The sequence below is a fragment of the Oerskovia rustica genome (assembly GCF_014836555.1).
GTDB classification, from domain to species: Bacteria; Actinomycetota; Actinomycetes; order Actinomycetales; family Cellulomonadaceae; genus Oerskovia; species Oerskovia rustica.
The window spans coordinates 89,368-108,858 of record NZ_JACSQQ010000009.1; the positions used below are offsets into that span (position 1 = coordinate 89,368).

The window sequence follows — 19,491 nt, forward strand, 5'->3', positions numbered from 1 at the left end:
GCCCGACGGGCTGGTCCCCTTCCTCATGTCAGGACGGCGGCGGTCAGGACAGCACGCGCAGCTTGACGGTCGCGTCCATGGCCTGCAGCTCGGCGATGGCGGCGGGCAGGAGCTCTGCACCGACGTCGGTCACCACGTAGCCGAGCTCGCCGCGCGTCGCGAGCATCTGGCCCTCGATGTTCGTCCCGTGCTCGGCGAGGACCGCGTTGACGGCCGCGAGCACGCCTGGCGTGTTGCGGTGCAGGTGGGCGATCCGGCTCACGCCGGTGCTCTGCTCGAGCGCGAGGTTCGGCATGTTGACGCTCAGCGTCGTCGACCCGGTCGCCAGGTAGTCGCGGAGCTTGCCGGCGACGAACTGGCCGATGGACTCCTGCGCCTCCTCGGTCGAACCGCCGATGTGCGGGGTGAGGATGACGTTCGGCAGGCCTCGCAGCTCCGAGTCGAAGTGGTCGCCGCGCTTCTTGGGCTCCTCGGGGAACACGTCGATGGCCGCCCCCGACAGGTGCCCCGAGAGGATCGCCTCGCGCAGGGCGACGGTGTCGACGACGAAACCGCGCGACAGGTTCAGCAGGATCGAGCCCTGGCGCATGCGTGAGAGCTGCTTCTCGCCGAACAGGCCGGCGTTGCCGCCGCGCCCGTCGACGTGGAGCGTGACGACGTCCGCCGTCTCGAGGAGCTCGTCGAGGCTGTCCATGCGCCGCGCGTTGCCCAGGGCGAGCTTCTCGGCGGTGTCGTAGAAGACGACCGACATGCCCAGGGCCTCGGCGACGACCGAGAGCTGCGTGCCGATGTTGCCGTAGCCGATGATGCCCAGCGTGCGACCGCGGACCTCGTGTGCGCCCTCGGCGGACTTGTCCCAGACGCCCTCGTGCAGCGCACGGTCGCGCTCGGTCAGACGGCGGGTCAGCGCGATGATCTCGGCGAGCGCGATCTCCACGACCGAGCGCGTGTTGGAGAACGGCGCGTTGAAGGTCGCGACGCCGTGGGAGGCCGCGGCCTTGAGGTCGATCTGGTTGGTCCCGATGCAGAACGCGCCGATCGCGATCAGGTCCGGGGAGGACTCGATCACGCGGGCGGTGACGTTGGTCTTGGACCGGATCCCGAGGATGTTCACGCCCTCGAGGGCTTCGATCAGCTCGGACTCGTCCATGGCCCCGGTGCGCACGGTCACGTCGATACCGGCGGACTCGAGGATCGAGGTGGCGAGAGGGTGCAGGTTTTCAAGGAGGAGGGCACGTAGCACGTGTCTATGGTGCGCCGAGTTGTTGCGAGCACCAAACGAGTCTTGTCCCTCGGACGACGTGATCTCCTCCGGTCAGTCGGCGAGGCCCCGGGGGAGCGGGCGGGAGTGCACGACCACGAGCCGCTGGGTCGGACGGGTCATCGCGACGTAGAGCTCGGACGCGCCGGAGGTCGCCGCGAGGACGTCGGCCGGCTCCAGGAGGACCACCGCGTCGAACTCGAGCCCCTTGGCCTGGGTCGGACTCATGACCGCAAGGGCCGCGCCCAGGGCGCCCTCGACCTCGGCCGCGGGGCCCGTGAGCAACGGGTCGACGGCGTGGGCACGGGTCAGGTGCTCGCGCACGCCCGCCACGCGGTCGGCCGGGGCGACGACCGCGACCCTGCCCGCGCCGTCGGGCCCGACGAACTCCGCGAGAGCCGACCGGACCCGGGCGGCGACCTCGGCCAGGAGGTCCTCGCCGTCCGGGACCGGGGCAAGGACGAGCGCTCCCGGCACGTCGCGCGCCGAGGTGAGCGACGACGTCGGGAGGCGGTGGGCCGCGGCGAAGCGCTGCGCGGTGTCCGCGATCTGCGTGGGCGTGCGGTAGTTGACCGTGAGCGTCGCGAGGCGCCACGAGGTGCGCAGCAACGGGTCGAGCATGCTCGCCCACGACCGGGCCCCCGCGAGGGAGGACGTCTGGGCGACGTCGCCGACGATCGTCATGGACCGCGTCGGGCAGCGACGGACCAGGGCCCGCCACGCCATGGCGGACAGCTCCTGCGCCTCGTCGACCACGACGTGCGCGTAGGTCCACGTCCGGTCCTGCGCGGCACGCTCGGCCGTCGTCAGGCGCGAGCCACCCCCGGCGAACCGGTCGGCGAGGACCTCCGCGCCCACGATCCCGCCGCCTGCACCGGACGACTCGAGGACCTGACGCGCGTAGTCCAGGCTCGCCGCCCGTTCCGCGGCCTCGGCCTTGGCCTGGGCGCGGGCGGCCTGGTCGTCCTCGCCCAGGAGCTCGGCGGCCTCGTCCAGGAGCGGGACGTCCGCGGGGGTCCACGGCGAGCCCTTGGGACGCGCGAGCGCGGCACGGTCCGCGCGTGACATGTCGGGGGCGGCCTCCGCGAGCCGGTGCGGCTTGATGAACAGGTCCTCGATCAGGCGCTCTGGCGTCAGCGGCATCCACGCGAGGTTGAGCGCGATCCGGATCTCCCGGTGGTGGCGAAGGTCGTCTATCACCTCGGCCCGCTCCTCGGGGGCGACCGGTCCGCCGAGCTGCGTCACGTACTGGTCGGCGAGGCGGCCCAGCATCTCCCGTACGAAGGGGACCCGGGCGAGGTTGTGCGGCTTGTGGGTGCGGTGGGCCTTGGCGATCGCGTCGCGCACGTCCGCGCGCCGGATCACGAGGTCGTGCCCGTCGATGCGCAGGTGCTGGTCCTCGGCGGGGACGCGCTGGCGGGCCCGGACCGCCCGCTGGACGATCCGGGCCCAGGACGCGCGGCCCTTGATGCGGGCCACCTCGGGAGCCTCCTCGCCGTCGGCGACGAGGCCCGGGAGGAGCTCGGCGACGGTCGTGCTGACGACGCCCGTCTCGCCGAGCGAGGGCAGGACCTGGTCGATGTAGTGCAGGAAGGACAGGCTCGGCCCGACGAGCAGCACGCCCGAGCGCTCGAGCAGGCGCCGGTGCGCGTACAGCAGGTAGGCGGCGCGGTGCAGCGCCACGGCGGTCTTGCCCGTGCCCGGCCCGCCCTGCACCACGAGCGCCCCGGCGAGCTCGGAGCGGATGATCGCGTCCTGCTCGGCCTGGATCGTCGCGACGATGTCGCCCATGCGGCTCGTGCGGCCCGCGGCCATCGCGGCGAGCAGAGCGCCCTCGCCCGACAGGGACGACTCGGCGACCGTTCCCGAGGTGAGGTCGAGGACCTCGTCCTCGATGCCCGTGACCGAGCGCCCCTGGGTCACGAGGTGACGGCGGCGCCTGACCCCGTCCGGGTGCGCCGCGGTCGCGCGGTAGAACGACTGCGCGGCCGGAGCACGCCAGTCGGTGAGGATCGACGTGTGCTCCTCGTCGGACAGCCCGATGCGCCCGACGTAGCGGGTCGCGCCGTCCTCCAGGTCGAGGCGGCCGAACGCGAGCCGGTCCTCGACCGCCTCGAGCTGGGCCAGCCGGTCCTCGTAGAGGGTCGCGAACGCGTCGCGCTCGCTGCGGTTCTGGGGAGAACCGGAGGGCCCGGACCGGCGAACCCCCGCGAGCCGCGAGCGGGTCGAGGCGCGCAGCTCGTCGAGACGCGCGTAGAGAGTGTCGACGACGCTCTGCTCCGTGGTGATCTCGTGCTGGCGGTGCGACGTCGGGACGTCCTCCGGCCGGACCTTCTCGCCGGTGGTCGACGCCCCGCTCGTCCGGTCGCTCGTCTCGCGCACGCTGTTCCGTCCTGTCGTCTGGTCCCTCGCGGTCCGCTCGCGCGCCCCGCGACGCAGCCGTCCATTATTGCCGATCCCGCACGTACCGGGCACCACCCGCCCCGTGCGTGGACACGCTCTCCCGAGAGCGCACGGGCTCCGCGGTACGGGCCTCACCTCCCAGCACGAGGCGCCTGCTTCCTCTACGATCGGGAACCATGGCGACTGACCGGAGGCGCGCGTCGTGGTGACTGAGCCCTTGTCGCCCCGTCCGCAGAGCGGGACCCCAGGTGTCCTGTCCCCGGAAGACCTCCTGCGCGTCCTGCTCGTCGAGGACGACGACGGGGACGCGGTCCTCGTGGAGGAGCTCCTCGACGACGCACGGGTCAAGGTCGAGCTGCACCGGGCGAGGACCCTCGACGTCGCCCTCGAGATGCTGCGCCTGCACGACGTGCACTGCGTGCTGCTGGACCTCGGCCTCCCGGACGCGGTGGGACTGACCGCGGTCGAGCGGCTCCAGTCCCGTCAGGACCCGCCCGCGCTGGTCGTGCTCACCGGGCACACCGGGATCGACCTCGGGGTCCAGGCGGTGGCGGCGGGCGCCGACGACTACCTGGTCAAGGGCGAGGTCGACGGAGACCTCCTGGGCCGCTCGGTCCGCTACTCCGTGCAGCGCCGCCGGTCCAAGGAGCAGCAGCGTGCGCTGTACCGCAGCGAGGTGCGCGCCGCCGAGACCGCCCGGCTCGAGCATGCCCTGCTGCCCAAGCCGCTCGTGACCGACGAGACCATCGCCGTGATGGTGGGCTACATCCCCGGCGGCAACGGTCTGCTGGGCGGGGACTTCTACGACGCCGTCGAGCGGCCCGACGGGAGCGTCCTGTGCCTGATCGGTGACGTGGCGGGGCACGGCCCGGACGAGGCGGCGCTCGGCGCGACCCTGCGCACCGCGTGGCGCACCCTCGTCCTGTCCGACGTCGAGCCCCCCGAGATCCTGCCCCTCGTCGAACGTGTCCTGGTCCCGGAGCGTGCTCGGCCCGAGGTGTTCGTGACCCTGTGCCAGGTCGTCATCTCCCCGGACCGGGCGAGCGTCGACCTCTACCTCGCGGGCCACATGCCCCCCCTGCTCCTGCAGGGCTCGTGCACCGAGCTCCCGACGACCTCGCGCGGTCGGGCGCTGGGCATCCCTGTCACGGGTGGGTGGCGGGCAGAGCGCGTGCCGCTCGACGCACCCTGGGCGCTCATGCTCTACACCGACGGGCTGATCGAGGCGACGCTCGCCGAGGACCCCCAGGCCGACGCACCGCCTGCCGGCGGGACGCCCGGTCGGCGCGAACGCCTCGGCGTCCAGGGGCTGGTCGCGGCCGTCGACACCGAGCTCGCGCACGGCGGGGAAGGGCTCGTCGAGAGGCTCTTCCGTCGGGTGCGCACCCTGCACGGCGGACCCCTCGCGGACGACGCGGCGGTGCTCGTGATCGGGTGGGGCGGCCCCGACCAGGACGCCCGGGGCGAACGGACCGCGACGCTCGCCGACTCGGACGGGTGGTCGCAGTGACGGGACCGTCCCCGGACGACGAGCCGCCCGCGAGCACGGACGGTGCGCCGCCCTCGACCCCGGACGACGAGCTGCTGGACGCCGAGGTCCCCGACGCACCACCGCCCGGCCCGTCGCTGCGGCGACGGCTCGGCGGTCTGCTGGTCCTCGCCGCCGCGATCCTCCTCGTGGTGGTCTGCGTCTCTGTGATCGCGCTCGTCAACGTGGTGCGCTACCAGGACGAGGTCACCAACCCCTACTTCACAGCCGTCACGCAGGCCGACAGCGCGTACGTGACCCTGGTCGACGCCGAGTCCTCGGTGCGCGGCTACCTGGCCACCGGGAGCGCCCTGAACCTCGAGGCCTTCGACCGGTCGCTGGCGAAGGAGGGGGGCAGCGCGATCCACGACGACGCCACGGCCGAGCGCATCACCAGGTCGTCACCGGTCGCCACGGCGCTCGACGACGCGACGCGGGCCGTCCACGCGTGGTCGGTCGAGTTCGCGCAGCCCACGGTCGAGAAGGTGCGCCAGGACGGCCCGGACGCCGTGACGACGGACGACCGGCTCGAGGGCGCCCGGCTCTTCGCGGAGGCCCGGACCGCGACGGGCGAGTACATCGCCGTGCTCCGTGAGGTCCGGGAGGAGAAGGTCCGCTCGCTCGAGGTGTGGACGCAGGTGCTGTTCGGCTCGGTCGTCGTCCTCGTCGTCGCGGCGGTCCTCGTCGGAGGCTTCCTCTGGAGCGTGCTCAAGCGATGGATCACCGACCCGGTGACGACGCTCGCCCACCAGGTCCGGGTCGTCAGCGACGGGAACCTGCGCCAGCCCGTGGCCGTCCAGGCACCGGGGGAGATCGGGGCGCTCGCGGTCGACGTCGAGCACATGCGCAGGGAGCTCGTGAGCCAGGTCGCGGAGATCCGCACGTCGCACGCGGAGGTCGAGCACTCGCACGAGCTCCTCGCGGCCCAGGCGCAGGAGCTCGCCCGCTCGAACCGCGACCTGGAGCAGTTCGCCTACGTCGCGTCCCACGACCTGCAGGAGCCGCTGCGCAAGGTCGCGTCGTTCACCCAGCTCCTGCAGAAGCGGTACGGCGGCCAGCTCGACGACCGGGCCGACCAGTACATCGAGTTCGCCGTGGACGGGGCGAAGCGCATGCAGCGCCTCATCCAGGACCTGCTGGGCTTCTCGCGGGTCGGTCGCACGGGCGCCGAGAGGGGGCCGGTGGACCTCGAGAAGGCCTTCGGGGTGGTGCTCTCCGACCTCGAGGAGAAGATCACGACGACGGGCACGATCGTGACGCACGACCCCTTGCCCACGGTGCGCGGCGAGAAGGGGCTGCTCGAACAGCTCTTCGTCAACCTCGTCGGGAACGCCATCAAGTTCCGGGACCCCGAGCGACCGCCCGTGGTGCACGTCGCGGTCCGTGCGCTCGACAACGCCTGGGAGTTCGCCGTCGCCGACAACGGGATCGGGATCGACGCCCAGTACGCGGAGCGGGTCTTCGTGATCTTCCAACGGCTGCACCCCAAGGACGTCTACGAGGGGACCGGTATCGGGCTCGCGCTGTGCAAGCGGATCGTCGAGTACCACGGGGGCAGGATCTGGATCGAGCCGACCGTCGGCGGCGGCACGACCGTCCGGTTCACGATCGCGCACCAGTACGACCCGGTCGGGAGCGCGCCGTCGCCGTCGGCCCGGTGAGGCGCCCGTGGAGCGTTGTCCGGCCCTCACGGCGCGCGCAGCCGCGCCCGTCCGGTCCTCGTCGACTAGGCTCGCGGCGTGGCTCCGGAGGACCGGGGCCCGACGACGAGGAACGGCGTGGTGGACGAGATGAGCAACGGGCACAAGGTGATCGACGTCCTGCTGGTCGAGGACGACCCCGGTGACGTGCTCATGACGCGTGAGGCCTTCGAGGACCACAAGGTCACCAACCGCCTCTCGGTGGTCAGCGACGGCGTCAGCGCGATGGCCTTCCTGCGCAAGGAGGGCGAGTACGCCGACGCCCCGACGCCCGACCTCATCCTGCTCGACCTGAACCTGCCCCGCATGGACGGACGCGAGGTGCTCGGCGAGCTCAAGTCCGACCCGGCCCTGCGACAGATCCCCGTGGTCGTCCTGACGACGTCGGAGGCCGAGGAGGACGTCGTGCGGTCGTACTCCTTGCACGCGAACGCCTACGTGACCAAGCCGGTCGACTTCGACCGGTTCATCGACGTCGTGCGCCAGATCGACGACTTCTTCGTCACCGTGGTCCGGCTGCCCGCCCGCTGAGATCCTCGCGCGGCTGCGTGACCGGTGCTCTGGCGCGCCTGCCCGGCCGGGACTGCGCGCGTGCGGCTGATACCTGCGCGCTCGTGCGGCCGGGACGACCCGGCCCTCTGGGCGGGAAGCATCGGGCGGCCCTCGGTGTTGTCGTGATCGAACCGCCCGAGAACCGTGCCGGCACCGCCCGGCCGCCGACCTGGGCGGGCGAGGACGACGACGGAGGAGCATCTGGTGTTGGACCCACGAGAGATCTACGAGGTGGACGAGGCCGCTGTGGCGCGCGTCCTGCCCGCGGCGACGGGGACGCAGGGAGAGGCTGCCGTCCGTGCGACGGGCCCGGTCATGCTGCACTCGGTGCGCGGGTTCGTGGACGCGGGGACGGCCGGCGAGCTCGCGGTCGAGCACCTGCTCGAGGAGTTCGAGGTCACGCGACTGGTCACGTTCGACGTGGACCAGCTCCTGGACTACCGCTCGAAGCGCGTGACGATGGTGTTCGACGCGGACCGGTGGGCGTCGTACGACGAGCCGTTCCTCGCGATCGACCACGTGCGCGACGCCGAGGGCACGGGCTTCCTGCTCCTGCACGGCATGGAGCCGGACCTGCAGTGGGAGCGCGTGGTCGCCGCGCTGCGCGAGCTCGTGCACCGTTTCGACGTGTCGCTCGTCGTGGGCTTCCACGGCATCCCCATGGGCATCCCGCACACGCGCCCGCTGTCGGTGACGGCGCACGCGACGCGGCGCGAGCTGATCGAGGACCACACGTCGTGGTTCGGCACGGTCAAGGTCCCCGGCTCGCTGGCCTCGTTGCTCGAGCTGCGCCTGGGGGAGTCGGGGCACGACGCGATGGGTTTCACGGTCCACGTGCCGCACTACCTGGCGCAGTCGCCGTTCCCGCCCGCCGCCGTGGTGGCGCTCGAGAACGTCCAGCGCTCGACGGGCCTGGACCTGCGGGTCGCGGCGCTCACGGCGGGGGCCCAGGAGGCCGTGGCCGAGGTCGAGCGGCAGATGGCCGAGTCGGAGGAGGTCACCGCGGTCGTGCGTGCGCTCGAGGAGCAGTACGACGCGTTCGCCCGTTCGGTGGGCCGGACGAGCCTGCTCGCGGAGTCGGCCCCTATTCCGACTGCTGACGAGCTCGGGGCCGAGTTCGAACGCTTCCTTGCCCAGCAGACGGGGGAGTGACGACCGCTCGCGGAGGTTCTGCGGAGGTTGTGCGGACGAATCACGGTATTTCCTCGGCGCCTGACGTGGCGAACTTCACCTTCACCGTGCAAAACTAAGTCTCGTTGCAGTGACGTGCTCGAGACATGCCTTCGCGTGAACCGGTATCGGCGCAGCAGGATCCCGGTCCGCCGGGGTCGTGCCAGTCCAACCGGCGGTCGCCACGACCGGACCTCGCGGAGCGCGTCGCGGGTCCGCGTGGCTGCGGCTCGATGAACGGGCGAAGGGTCCGTTCGCGGATGTCCCCGCATGGACAGAAGGTACGAGGAACAGCATGGCGCAGGGTTCTGTGAAGTGGTTCAACGCTGAGAAGGGCTACGGGTTCATCGCCCAGGACGGCGGCGGCGCCGACGTCTTCGTCCACTACTCCGCGATCGAGGCCCAGGGCTACCGGTCGCTCGAAGAAGCTCAGCGGGTCGAGTTCGAGATCACCCAGGGGCCCAAGGGCCCGCAGGCGGAGAACGTCCGCCCGCTCTGATCTCCCTGATCGTGTGTCGACTCTCGCGGGTCGGCGACGGAGGCCGCACCCCGGCGTGGGGTGCGGCCTCCGTGCTGTGTCAGTCCTTCTCCTGCCCGACGGCGTCGCGCCCGTCCGCCGCCGGCGCACCCGGGCGGGTGGCGTCGTCGGGCGACGACGAGGCGGGACCGGCGGACGGGACGGGCTCCGGCGGGTCCTCGAGCGGCGCCGCGGTGCCGGCGAACCGGCGCACCTCCTCGCCCGTGAGCAGCGTGGCCGGTACAGGCAGGCTCCGCAGCGCGCGTGCGAGCGTCGCGTCGCGCAGGTCGAGCCCGGTCGGGGCGGAGTCGTCGGACGGACCGGTCGAGGTGGCGGCCGCGCTGCGGACCGCGACCAGGACCAGGTTCCCGTAGCGGCGGCCCTTGAGCTGTCCTGGCTCGGCGATCAGTCCCACGTCGCCCCAGACGCCCCGGTCGGTGGCGCCGTCGGTGACGAGGGCCGAGACCGCCGTCGCCACCTCGGCCCGGACGAGCGCGAGCGGCGGGCGGTCGGCGCAGTTCGCGAGGTAGACGCCGCCGGGACGCAGCACGCGCAGGACCTCGCGCACGAAGCCGGTCGTCGTGACGTGCTCCGGCGTCGTGTCGCCTGCGAAGACGTCGCGCACGACGACGTCGGCGCTCGCGTCGGGCAGGGTCGCGAGCTCCGCGCGAGCGTCGCCGGCGCGCAGCCGGAGGCGCGGCGCGCGGGGGAGGGCGAACCACTCGCGCACGCGCGTGACGAGGTCGGCGTCGAGGTCGACCGCGACCTGCCGGGAGTCCGGCCGCTCGTGCTCGACGTACCGGGCGAACGCGCACCCCGCGGCGCCCAGGTGCACGACCCGCAGCGGCCCGGAGGGGAGTGCGGCGAGGACGGCCGCCATCTGCTGCATGTACTCGAACGTGAGCAGTCCCGGGTCGGCGAGGTCCAGGTGCGAGCTGGGCACCCCGTTGACGAGGAGGGTGACGCCGGTGCTGCCGTCCGGGTCCGGTACCAGCCGGGCGGTGCCCGTCGAGGTACGGACCTCCTCGGTGGGCAGGTCGCGGGTGGTCTCGGCGCCCTGGTGCCGGGCGCCCGCGCGGCCGCGCCGTGACGACGGGCCGGTCTCTGTGGGTGGCGAGGTGGATGCTGAGGTACGGCGGGACGAGCGCCCGGTGGTCTTGCGGCCCATGGGGTCAACCGTAGGCGGTCCATGACCGAGGGGCGTCGTCGCGTCGACGGGGGCCCGCCGGATGGTCGCCCGGAGGATTGACAGGATCGAACAGGTGTTCGATAGTTGGCATGGAGGTGTTCCGATGACCACGCAGCACAGCGCGCTCCCTGGAGCAGGATTCGTGGCCCCCGAGGTCGTGCGCCTCCTGGCCCGTGCCGACGCCGAGCTCGTCGCCGCCGGGCTCACGGCGGACCCGGCCGAGCGGTTCGTCCACTCGCACCTGGGTGCGCTGCGTTCCGCGGCCGCGGTCGTCGCGCTCCGCGGCAGGCCGTCCCCCCGGTCGCGCGCCCGGTCCGTCTGGGACATGCTCGCGCTCGTCGAGCCGGGGCTGTCCGCCTGGTCGGTCTACTTCGCGGGCGGGGCGCGGATCCGGGCGGCCGTCGACGCCGGGCGCTTCGACGCGGTCGAGGCCCGGCAGGCCGACGAGATCATGGCCTGCGCCGAGGACTTCCGCGACGAGGTCGCCATGCTGGTCGACCCCGGGGTCGGTTTCGTGCGCCACCCCTCGCTGCGGGTCGCGGCTTCATGAGCACCGTCCGGCGGAGCGCGCGGTGAGCCGCGGCCCACGGGCCGCCCTGGCCCGCCGTGACTGGGGCGACGACGAGTCGGGCTGCTCGATCATGCACGTGGACATGGACGCCTTCTTCGCGTCGGTCGAGCTGACGCGCCGGCCGGAGCTCGTGGGGCGCCCCGTGATCGTCGGCGGTGCCGAGCGCAGCGTCGTCCTCGCCGCGACGTACGAGGCCCGCGCCTTCGGCGTCCACTCGGCCATGCCCATGGCGCTCGCTCGCCGGCTGTGCCCGCAGGCCGTCGTGCTGCCGCCCGATCATCGTGCGTACCAGGACGCCTCGCGGGCGGTCATGGAGATCGTCCGCGAGATCACGGCGCTGGTCGAGCAGATCAGCATCGACGAGGCGTTCCTGGACGTGAGCGGTGCCCGCCGCAGGCTCGGCGCGCCCACCCTCATCGCCCGGGACCTGCGGGCGAGGGTCCGGGAGGAGGTCGGCATCACCTGCTCGGTGGGGATCGCCGCGACCAAGTTCGTCGCCAAGCTCGCGTCGACGCACGCCAAGCCCGACGGAGTCCTCCTGGTCCCGGCCGCCTCGACCGTCCCGTTCCTGCGCACGTTGCCGGCCGGCGCGCTGTGGGGGGTGGGAGAGCGGACCGAGAAGACGCTCGCCGGGTGGGGGATCACGACCGTCGCGGAGCTCGCCGACACGGACGTCGCGACACTGCAGGCCGCGGTCGGCAAGGCTGCCGGGGCGCACCTGCACGACCTCGCCTGGGGTCGGGACCCTCGTCCCGTCGAACCAGGGCGTGCCGAGCAGAGCATCGGTGCGGAGACGACCTTCGCGCAGGACCTCTACGACTTCGTGATCATCGGATCGGCCCTGCTGGGGCTCGCGGACCGGTGCGCCACGCGTCTGCGCAGCCAGGGGTTCGTGGCGCGGACCGTCTCGGTCAAGGTCCGGACGTCGGACTTCCGGACGCTGACGCGTTCGCGGACGCTCTCCTCGCCCACCGACGTCGCGCAGGAGATCCACTCGGTGGCGCTCGAGCTCGCCCGAGGGGTCGACCGGCGTGGCCTGCCCGTCCGGCTCGTGGGTGTGCGTGCGGAGAACCTCGAACGTCGCGGCGCCTCGGTCGAGCAGCCGACCCTCGAGGAGTCGGTGCAGGAGGCCTCCGGTGCGCAGCGTGAGGCCGAGAGGGCGCTCGACCGGATCCGCGACCGTTTTGGGGTGAATTCGATCGGGCCGGCGTCCACCCGCAGGCGCTCGACTACCACGCGGGCAGATGTCGAACTATCCTGAGGGGGACACATATCAACCGCTGAGAACCGGGGGTGCCCATGCCTCTGTCAGAGTACGAGCAGCGCGTACTGGAACAGATGGAAAGAGCGCTGACCTCGGATGATCCGCGGTTGGCGACGACGCTTCAGTCGAGCCCCCGCAAGTCGGGCCTGCGCTACGTAGCCGCAGGCATCGGCGTGGTCGGGGGACTGCTGCTCCTGGTCTTCGGTGCGGCGTCCGCCTCACCCGTGCTGGGAGTGGTCGGATTCGTGGTGATGTTCGCAGGAGTCGCGTTCGCGTTCTCCGCGCCTCGCAAGTCGACGACCGGACCGGTCGGGGTCGTGGACGAGCACGGCAAGGTCACGCCACCCAAGGCCTCCGCGAAGAGCGGGAAGAGCGGGGCGCCCCGTCAGGGCTTCCTCAACCGACTGGAAGAGCGTTGGGACCGTCGACGCGAGCAGGGCGGTCGCTGAGCTCGTCCCGGACTCCCGCGACCACCTTGTCCCGCAGAGCGGCGAGGTCGCCCGGCGGCGGAGGTGACCAGGTGCGCGCGTAGCGCTCCAGCTCCACCTCTGCGGCCAGGGCGACGAGGGCGTCGGTCGTCGCGTCCGGCAGGTGTCGGCCCGTCCTCTCAGCAACCTGAGCCGCCACGACGGCAGGAGCCCGGCGAAGCGTCACGGAGTCGTGCCAGCTGATGCCCAGGTCGTCGAGCTGCCGGACGAGGTCCGTCCACGTCGACTCGACGTCGGGCTCCGCCGAAGCCCCGCCGCGGCGGCGCGCCACGAGCCACCCCAGCCCCGACAGGACGAGGACGGCCACGAGGGCGAGCAGGCCCATGCTCCAGCCGCGTCCAGAGGACGCCTCGTCGCCGAGCGAGCCGGAACCGACCCCCGGGGCCGGCGCCGTGGACTGGACCGCTCCCGGCGTCGCGTTCGGCCCGGCCTGGCTCGTCGCCGCGTCACCCGGTACCGCGGTCGAGTCGTCGCTCGAGGGTCCGAGCAACGGGTCGGCCCATGCGGGCACCGGCCCGGCCTGTACCGCGGGCGTCGGTTCGAACCGGACCCACCCCTGACCGGGGAAGTACAGCTCCGGCCACGCGTGCGAGTCCTTGCCGGTCACCTGGAAGACGTTGTCGCTCGCCCGTTCGCCGGGCAGGAAGCCCACGGCCAGGCGGGCCGGGATCCCGACGGCTCGGGCCATCATCGTCATGGACGTGGCGAACTGGACGCAGTACCCCTCCCGGTCCTGGAGGAAGTTCCAGACCGTGTCGTCGGTCGCGCCCTCGGGGACCTCGGTGGAGTAGGTGAAGTTGCTCCCGTCGCGGAAGTAGGACTGCAGGGCGACCGCGGCGTCGTAGCGGGTCGTCGTGCCCGCCACGATCTCCTCGGCGAGGGCGCGGACGTCGTCCCGGTGCGCGCTCTCGGGCACCTCGACGACGTTCGGGTCGTCGAGGTCGTCGCCGGTGCTGGCGCGCAGGGCGTCAGCGGTCAGGTCGCGGGCGAAGACCTCGAACGAGTAGGTCATGCCGGGCGTCGTCGCTGAGTTGCCCGTCACCTCGTCACGAGAGTCGTCGTAGAACCACTCGCCGTCGACGTCGACGGACCGGGGCTCGGTCGGAAGGACGAGCTTCTCGTCGCGCAGGGTCCGGAGCGTGACGGCGACCGTCCTGGGTTCGGTCGGCCCGGCCCCGGAGTCGTCGGGCCACAGGACCTGCCCGGCGTCGACCGGGGGCCCTTGCCGCGAGTCGCCGCGGCGCCAGCTCTTCCCGTCGAAGCCGGTGAGCGTGAACATGCGCAGGGGGCCGATGCCGGTGCTCGCGCCTCCCTCGTCGATCTCCTGCGGGAACTCGTACGTCAGCGCGACCTCCTGGGAGCGGGCGCTGAGGTTCTCCTCCATGTCGAGGTCGCTGGCCAGGCGCACGGTCGGGCCGGCGCTCGTGAAGAAGGACGACCACGGCGAGCTCAGGACCTGGGGGATCGCGCCGGCCGCGGTACCCGCGACCAGGGCCAGCACGGCGATCGCAGCAGTGGCACCAAGGATCCCGCCAGCGCGCAAGGTCCGCGCGGCGGGCCCGACGGGTGCGGGCACGGCGCCTCGGCGACGGGCCACACGGTGCGGGTTGTCGACCGCGACCAGCAGGAGGAGCGCGACGACCGTCACGACGAAGACCGGCGGCGGGATCGAGCCCTCGATGACCAGCGGAGGGATCCACAGGGCCAGGAGCGGCAGCGCGGCCGCGGCCGGGAAGCGGAGGCCGGCCACGACGAGGTCGGTGGCGAGGAGGACGAGGATCGTCCCGGCCACCGCGATCAGGGCGAGCGGGAACGAGGGGTCGATCGGGGCGACCTCCTCGGCGACCAGCCGTTGCCCTGCGCCGAGGCGTGCGAGCAGCCGGTCGATGCTCGCGCCGCTGATCGCCAGGTCGATGCCGCGCGAGGTGGGTCCGCCGAACACGGCCAGGAGCCCCCAGGCGCCGACGACCAGGCCCACGAGCGTCGGGACGACGCCGCGGAACCCGATGTCGTGGCGTCCGGGCCGGGCTTCGTGGCCACGTTCCAGCAGGAGTCGGGTGCCCCCGGTCACGAGGGTGAGCGCCAGCACGAACAGCGTGCCCGTCCGGGTCCACTGCCCTGGTCCGATGAGCACGGTGAGCGCTCGGAACGAGGCGAGCGTGGCGACGGCGACGAGGACGGAGGTGGCGACGATCCGCAGGACGACGTCGCGGGAGACCGCGCTCGTCGCTGGGGTGGGCGTGGCGGTCACCGGTGCTCCTCCATGAGTCGGTTCCATGCTGCGCCGACCGTGGTCTCGCGCGGGTCGACGGAGACGGCGAGCCAGCCGATCGCGCGCAGCATGGACAGCGTGTCCTGGACGGCGCTGCCCAGGCCGTCCCCGTCCGGCGCGACGACGAACGCCCAGTGGTTGCCGTCGCCCGCCAGCGGGGCGACGGACGGACCGGAGATCGCCCCGAGGGGGCCCAGCACGGCGACCGTGAGCTCGCCGGGGCGACGGGAGGCCCGCAGGGCGTCGGCGGTCGCGGCGAGTGCGCGCTCGGCGTCGCGCGGGTTCGCGTGCCCACCGAGGTCGATCGTGTCGTCGAGGATCTGGGCCGCGCCGTCGCTCGTGCGTCCGGTGGAGTAGGGGTAGGCGTCGAGGGTCGGGGCCGCCGACGACGCGACGAGGCGGACCGGGTGCCCCGCCCCCAGGAGCGTGACGGCGACGGACGCCGCGGCCTCGACCGCCCACTCGCCGTCCTGGGCCGCCATCGAGGACCGGTCCGTGTCGGGCGGCGGGAGGACACCACGGTCGAGGAGCACCGTGACCGACGCCATGCCCGCGTTCTCGTCGGTCCTCACCATGAGCTGCCCACGTCGGGCGGCCGTGGCCCAGTGGACGCGACGCGGGTCGTCGCCCGCGACGTACTCCCGCAGGACGCTGTCGTCGCTCGACGAGGTCCGTGCGCCGTTCCTGGACCGGGCGAGGTCGCCGAAGGCTCGCGATCCTCGTACCGCCAGCTCGGTCGTGCGGGGACGGACCGAGACGGTGCTCGCCTCTCCGAGGGGCTGCCCTGCGCGGACGAGGCCGAAGAGGTCCACCCTGCTGGTGAGCACCGGGCCGAGCGGCCAGCGGCCCCGGTGCTCGGGACGGATCCGGTAGCGGACGGCGATCCGGTCCGGATGGGAGACGACCTGTGCGCGCAGAGCGTCGTGCTCGCAGAGCTCGGCGGCGGCCTGCTCGCTGATCTGCAGCCGGGCGAGCCGGCCGAGGGACGTCGCGTTCGGCGAGACGGGGGAGACGAGGAGCCGGGTGGTGACCTGGGTGCCGCGGACCGCGGGATCCGGTTCGATCCGGCGAGAGACGCGCAGGGCACCCCGGCCGCGATCGATCCGGCGCAGCACCATCCAGGCCCACGCCGTCGCGACGACGAGCAGACCCGCGGCGCCGAGCCCGACGACGTCGGTCAGGCCGAGCGCCGTGCCCGTGCCGACGAGCACGAGGCTCGCCGCGAGGACGGCGGTCCCTCGGGCGGTGGGCCGGACCTGCGCGGCCCTTCCCCGGCGCGGTAGCGGACGCCGTGAGCCGGACACGTCAGCGACGTTCCGTCGTCGAGTGGGCGGGGATCGGGGTCGCCTCGACGATCCCGCGGACGACCTGCTCGGTCGTGCGCCCCGCGAGCCGGGACTCGGTCGACAGGATCAGGCGGTGCGCGAGCACGGGCTGCGCGAGCAGCTGGACGTCGTCGGGCAGGACGTGGTCGCGGCCCGCCATCGCCGCGACCGACTTCGCGGCCCGCAGCAGCTGGAGCGAGGTGCGGGGCGACGCACCGAGCTTGAGGCCCGGGTGCTCCCTGGTCTGGGTCACCAGCTCCAGGACGTAGCGCTTGACGGCGAGCGAGGCGTAGACCGACCGCACGACCTGGGCGAAGCGCAGGACCGTCGAGCCGTCGACGACCGGTTCGATGTGCTCGAGGGGGGTGTCGGACTCCTGGCGGTCGAGCATCTCGAGCTCGGCGTCGAGGTCCGGGTAGCCGACGGTGAGCCGGGCCATGAAGCGGTCGCGCTGCGCCTCGGGAAGGGGGTAGGTGCCCTCCATCTCGACCGGGTTCTGCGTGGCGACGACGAGGAACGGGCGAGGGAGCCGGTGGGTGGTCCCGTCCACCGTCGTCTGACCTTCCTCCATGCACTCGAGCAGTGCGGACTGCGTCTTGGGCGATGCGCGGTTGATCTCGTCACCGATGACGATGTTGGAGAACACCGGACCCCGGCGGAACTCGAAGTCGTGGGTCTCCGTGCGGAAGATGTTGACCCCGGTGAGGTCGCTGGGGAGCAGGTCCGGGGTGAACTGGATGCGCCCGACCTGGCAGTCGATGGTCCGCGCGAGCGCCTTGGCGAGGGTCGTCTTGCCGACACCTGGGACGTCTTCGAGGAGGAGGTGTCCCTCGGCGAGGAGGACGGCCACGGTGAGGTGGACGAGCTCGGGTCGCCCGGAGATCACCGACTCGATCCGGGTCCGGATCCGCCCTGTCGCCTCGACGAGCTCCCCGAGAGGATCGATCCCGTCGCGCCGTGGCGCGGTGGAGTAGTCGGTGAGCACGAGAACCTCCGTTGGTCACGCCTGGCGTCTGGAAGGTCGAGCCTAGTTGACCATTCTCCCCACTTCCCCCCACGTCCGGATCCCGGGACCTGTGCCGGGGGTGCGCGGCAGGGGGACGAGCCGGGCGTACTGCGCGAAGCCCCCGTGCGGTCGCGGCGCGCGGCGCGTCGCGCTCCACATCGGTCCATGTGTCCTGACCTGCGGAGATTCTGCGAAGAGGGGTGAAATGGGCTCCATATCTCGGGCCTGGTGGAGGCTTGTGGAGTACTGTGGAGGACGAGGGAGCGGGAGGGGAGGTGGAGTCTGGTGAACGAGTCGTTCGGCGGTTCTCCGAGCCTGCTCCTCGGGACGTACACCCCTCGGCTGGACGACAAGGGGCGGCTCATCCTGCCTGCGAAGTTCCGCGGTCAGCTCGCCTCCGGGCTGGTCATGACCAGGGGGCAGGAGCGGTGCTTGTTCCTCCTGCCGATGGACGAGTTCCGTCGGATGTACGACCAGATCCGCCAGGCCCCCGTCACCAGCAAGCAGGCGCGGGACTACCTCCGTGTGTTCCTCTCGGGGGCCAGCGACGAGATCCCGGACAAGCAGGGCAGGATCTCGATCCCTGCCGCGCTGCGGACGTATGCAGGCCTCGACCGCGACGTCGCCGTGATCGGCGCCGGCACCCGGGTCGAGATCTGGGACGCCGCGGCCTGGGAGGCGTACCTCGCCGACCAGGAGGCCGAGTACGCGGCGACGGCCGAGGAGGTGCTTCCAGCGTTGCGCTTCTGAGACCAGGGCCCCCGGGGTCCGCCCGGCACGAGACACCGAGCACGGACAGCACGAGCAGCAGGTGACGAGGCTCCGCACGATGAGGCCTCCTCCCGCCCGGTCTGGCGCACTTCCCCGGCGCCAGAAAGGACGCGGAGGGAGACCTGATCGGGCGGGACCGCGAGACAGCAGGACGGCGTTCCCCGGCAGCACCGCAAGGACAGCAGCGACAGATTGCTGGCAGACCGCACGACAGACAGGCACCGCACCACATGCTCCACCCCTCATCGACCCGACGAGGACCCACCAGGAAGGAGGCGTCATGACCACACCTCGCAGCACGTCAGGAACAGGAGCGGAGGACCGCCACGTCCCGGTCCTTCTGCAACGGTGCGTGGACCTCCTCGCCCCCGCCCTCGCCGAGCCCGGCTCGGTGCTCGTCGACTGCACCCTCGGGATGGGCGGCCACACCGAGGCGGTGCTCGAGCAGGTACCCACCGCGCGCGTGGTGGGGATCGACCGAGACCCGCAGGCCATCGCGCTCGCCTCCGAGCGGCTCGCCCGGTTCGGTGAGCGGTTCCAGGCCGTGCACGCCGTGTACGACGAGATCGGGGAGGTCCTCGCGAACCTGGGCCTTCCTGCCGTCCAGGGCGTCCTGATGGACCTCGGCGTCTCGTCGCTGCAGATCGACGAGTCGGAGCGCGGGTTCTCCTACGCCCAGGACGCGCCGCTCGACATGCGCATGGACACGACGACGGGACTGACCGCTGCGGACGTCCTCAACACCTATGACGAGCGCGACCTGACCAGGATCCTGCGTGAGTACGGGGAGGAGCGCTTCGCGCAGCGCATCGCGCGGGCCGTGGTGCGTCGTCGGGAGGTCGAGCCCTGGACGCGCAGCGCCGCGCTCGTGGACCTCGTGCGGGCCAACATCCCTGCCGCCACGCGCAAGACCGGGGGCAACCCTGCCAAGCGCACCTTCCAGGCGCTGCGGATCGAGGTCAACGGCGAGCTCGAGGTGCTCGGGCGTGCGGTCCCGGCGGCCGTCGACGCCCTCGCGGTCGGCGGCCGGATCGTCGTCGAGTCCTACCAGTCGCTCGAGGACCGCATCGTCAAGCGGGAGCTCGCTCGCGGTGCGACGTCGAGCGCGCCCGCCGGGCTGCCCGTCGAGCCCGAGACCCACAAGCCCTATCTCAAGCTGCTCGTCCGCGGTGCCGAGGAGGCGCCGCCGGAGGAGCTCGAGCGCAACCCGCGCTCGGCCTCGGTACGACTGCGCGCCGCCGAGAGGCTGCGCCCCACACCCGACCACCTACGCCACCGCCCGCGAGGGGAGAACAAGCCATGAGCCCACGACAGGCCACCGCTCGGCCTCTGACGTCGACCAGCCCGGCCCCTGCCCGCAGGCCGTCGCTCACCGCCCTGCCGGGGGGTGCCGCGGGTCGGTCCCACCGCCCTCGGCTCGAAGCCGTCCGCGCCCCGTTGCAGGTGCGCTCGCGGGTTCCCTTCCTGGTCCTGT

The 19,491-nt window shown here is 72.6% G+C and carries 16 protein-coding genes; 10 read left to right on the forward strand and 6 right to left on the reverse strand.

Going from position 1 to position 19,491, the window contains the following annotated elements:
• Positions 1-43 precede the first annotated feature (43 nt).
• Both serA and H9652_RS07260 read right to left on the reverse strand, forming a co-directional pair.
• The gene (gene serA, locus H9652_RS07255) at positions 44-1,243 is read right to left on the reverse strand and encodes a phosphoglycerate dehydrogenase (RefSeq protein WP_191795652.1); all 1,200 of its coding nucleotides are present in this window, start codon (positions 1,241-1,243) and stop codon (positions 44-46) included.
• Positions 1,244-1,315: 72 nt separating this feature from the next.
• Positions 1,316-3,550, reverse strand: coding sequence for a HelD family protein (locus H9652_RS07260; protein ID WP_191795692.1), 2,235 nt, complete (start codon positions 3,548-3,550; stop codon positions 1,316-1,318).
• A gap of 316 nt (positions 3,551-3,866) precedes the next feature.
• Between H9652_RS07260 and H9652_RS07265 the strand changes: the two genes are divergently transcribed.
• The 5 genes from H9652_RS07265 (at position 3,867) to H9652_RS07285 (ending at position 9,113) form a co-directional block, all read left to right on the forward strand.
• Positions 3,867-5,174, forward strand: a complete 1,308-nt coding sequence (locus H9652_RS07265) for a PP2C family protein-serine/threonine phosphatase (RefSeq protein ID WP_318244024.1) — start codon at positions 3,867-3,869, stop codon at positions 5,172-5,174.
• Positions 5,171-6,853 carry a sensor histidine kinase gene (locus H9652_RS07270; RefSeq protein ID WP_318244025.1) on the forward strand — a complete coding sequence of 561 codons (1,683 nt, stop codon included), beginning with the start codon at positions 5,171-5,173 and terminating at the stop codon, positions 6,851-6,853. The genes H9652_RS07265 and H9652_RS07270 overlap by 4 nt, the downstream gene beginning before the upstream one ends.
• A 129-nt stretch (positions 6,854-6,982) precedes the next feature.
• Positions 6,983-7,423, forward strand: a complete 441-nt coding sequence (locus H9652_RS07275) for a response regulator (protein WP_030150524.1) — start codon at positions 6,983-6,985, stop codon at positions 7,421-7,423.
• A 225-nt stretch (positions 7,424-7,648) separates the two neighbouring features.
• Complete coding sequence (locus tag H9652_RS07280) at positions 7,649-8,596, forward strand: proteasome assembly chaperone family protein (protein ID WP_191795653.1); 948 nt, start codon at positions 7,649-7,651, stop codon at positions 8,594-8,596.
• 313 nt (positions 8,597-8,909) lie between these two features.
• Positions 8,910-9,113 (forward strand): cold-shock protein, encoded by a 204-nt coding sequence (locus tag H9652_RS07285; RefSeq protein WP_030150522.1) that lies wholly within the window; start codon positions 8,910-8,912, stop codon positions 9,111-9,113.
• A gap of 79 nt (positions 9,114-9,192) precedes the next feature.
• Here H9652_RS07285 and H9652_RS07290 read toward each other — a convergent pair whose 3' ends face one another.
• Entirely contained in the window at positions 9,193-10,299 is a 1,107-nt protein-coding gene (locus H9652_RS07290; RefSeq protein WP_191795654.1) for a spermidine synthase, read from the reverse strand.
• Positions 10,300-10,423: 124 nt separating this feature from the next.
• Here H9652_RS07290 and H9652_RS07295 point away from each other — a divergent pair, with 124 nt between their 5' ends.
• Genes H9652_RS07295 through H9652_RS07305 form a run of 3 tightly spaced genes read left to right on the forward strand, consistent with a single transcriptional unit; the run spans position 10,424 to position 12,604 of the window.
• Positions 10,424-10,870: an SAV_6107 family HEPN domain-containing protein gene (locus H9652_RS07295; RefSeq protein WP_191795655.1), complete on the forward strand. Its 447-nt coding sequence runs from the start codon at positions 10,424-10,426 to the stop codon at positions 10,868-10,870.
• 22 nt (positions 10,871-10,892) lie between these two features.
• The gene (gene dinB / locus H9652_RS07300) at positions 10,893-12,152 is read left to right on the forward strand and encodes a DNA polymerase IV (RefSeq protein WP_191795656.1); all 1,260 of its coding nucleotides are present in this window, start codon (positions 10,893-10,895) and stop codon (positions 12,150-12,152) included.
• A 38-nt stretch (positions 12,153-12,190) separates the two neighbouring features.
• Positions 12,191-12,604, forward strand: coding sequence for a DUF3040 domain-containing protein (locus H9652_RS07305; protein WP_138824735.1), 414 nt, complete (start codon positions 12,191-12,193; stop codon positions 12,602-12,604).
• On the opposite strand, the gene H9652_RS07310 is transcribed toward H9652_RS07305, so the two are convergent.
• From H9652_RS07310 to H9652_RS07320, 3 genes are read right to left on the reverse strand one after another with little or no spacing between them, the layout of a single operon-like run.
• Positions 12,552-14,894 carry a transglutaminase family protein gene (locus H9652_RS07310; protein ID WP_191795657.1) on the reverse strand — a complete coding sequence of 781 codons (2,343 nt, stop codon included), beginning with the start codon at positions 14,892-14,894 and terminating at the stop codon, positions 12,552-12,554. The two genes, H9652_RS07305 and H9652_RS07310, sit on opposite strands and share 53 nt — an antisense overlap.
• On the reverse strand, positions 14,891-16,219 hold the full coding sequence (locus H9652_RS07315; RefSeq protein ID WP_191795658.1) for a DUF58 domain-containing protein: 1,329 nt from the start codon (positions 16,217-16,219) through the stop codon (positions 14,891-14,893). The genes H9652_RS07310 and H9652_RS07315 overlap by 4 nt, the downstream gene beginning before the upstream one ends.
• Before the next feature lies 1 nt (position 16,220).
• The gene (locus tag H9652_RS07320) at positions 16,221-17,225 is read right to left on the reverse strand and encodes an AAA family ATPase (RefSeq protein WP_318244026.1); all 1,005 of its coding nucleotides are present in this window, start codon (positions 17,223-17,225) and stop codon (positions 16,221-16,223) included.
• Between the two features lie 336 nt (positions 17,226-17,561).
• Between H9652_RS07320 and mraZ the strand changes: the two genes are divergently transcribed.
• Together mraZ and rsmH are read left to right on the forward strand one after the other, a co-directional pair.
• The gene (mraZ, locus tag H9652_RS07325; protein ID WP_191795696.1) at positions 17,562-17,996 is read left to right on the forward strand and encodes a division/cell wall cluster transcriptional repressor MraZ; all 435 of its coding nucleotides are present in this window, start codon (positions 17,562-17,564) and stop codon (positions 17,994-17,996) included.
• 301 nt (positions 17,997-18,297) lie between these two features.
• Positions 18,298-19,320 carry a 16S rRNA (cytosine(1402)-N(4))-methyltransferase RsmH gene (gene rsmH, locus H9652_RS07330; protein ID WP_191795659.1) on the forward strand — a complete coding sequence of 341 codons (1,023 nt, stop codon included), beginning with the start codon at positions 18,298-18,300 and terminating at the stop codon, positions 19,318-19,320.
• The last annotated feature ends 171 nt before the right edge of the window (positions 19,321-19,491 follow it).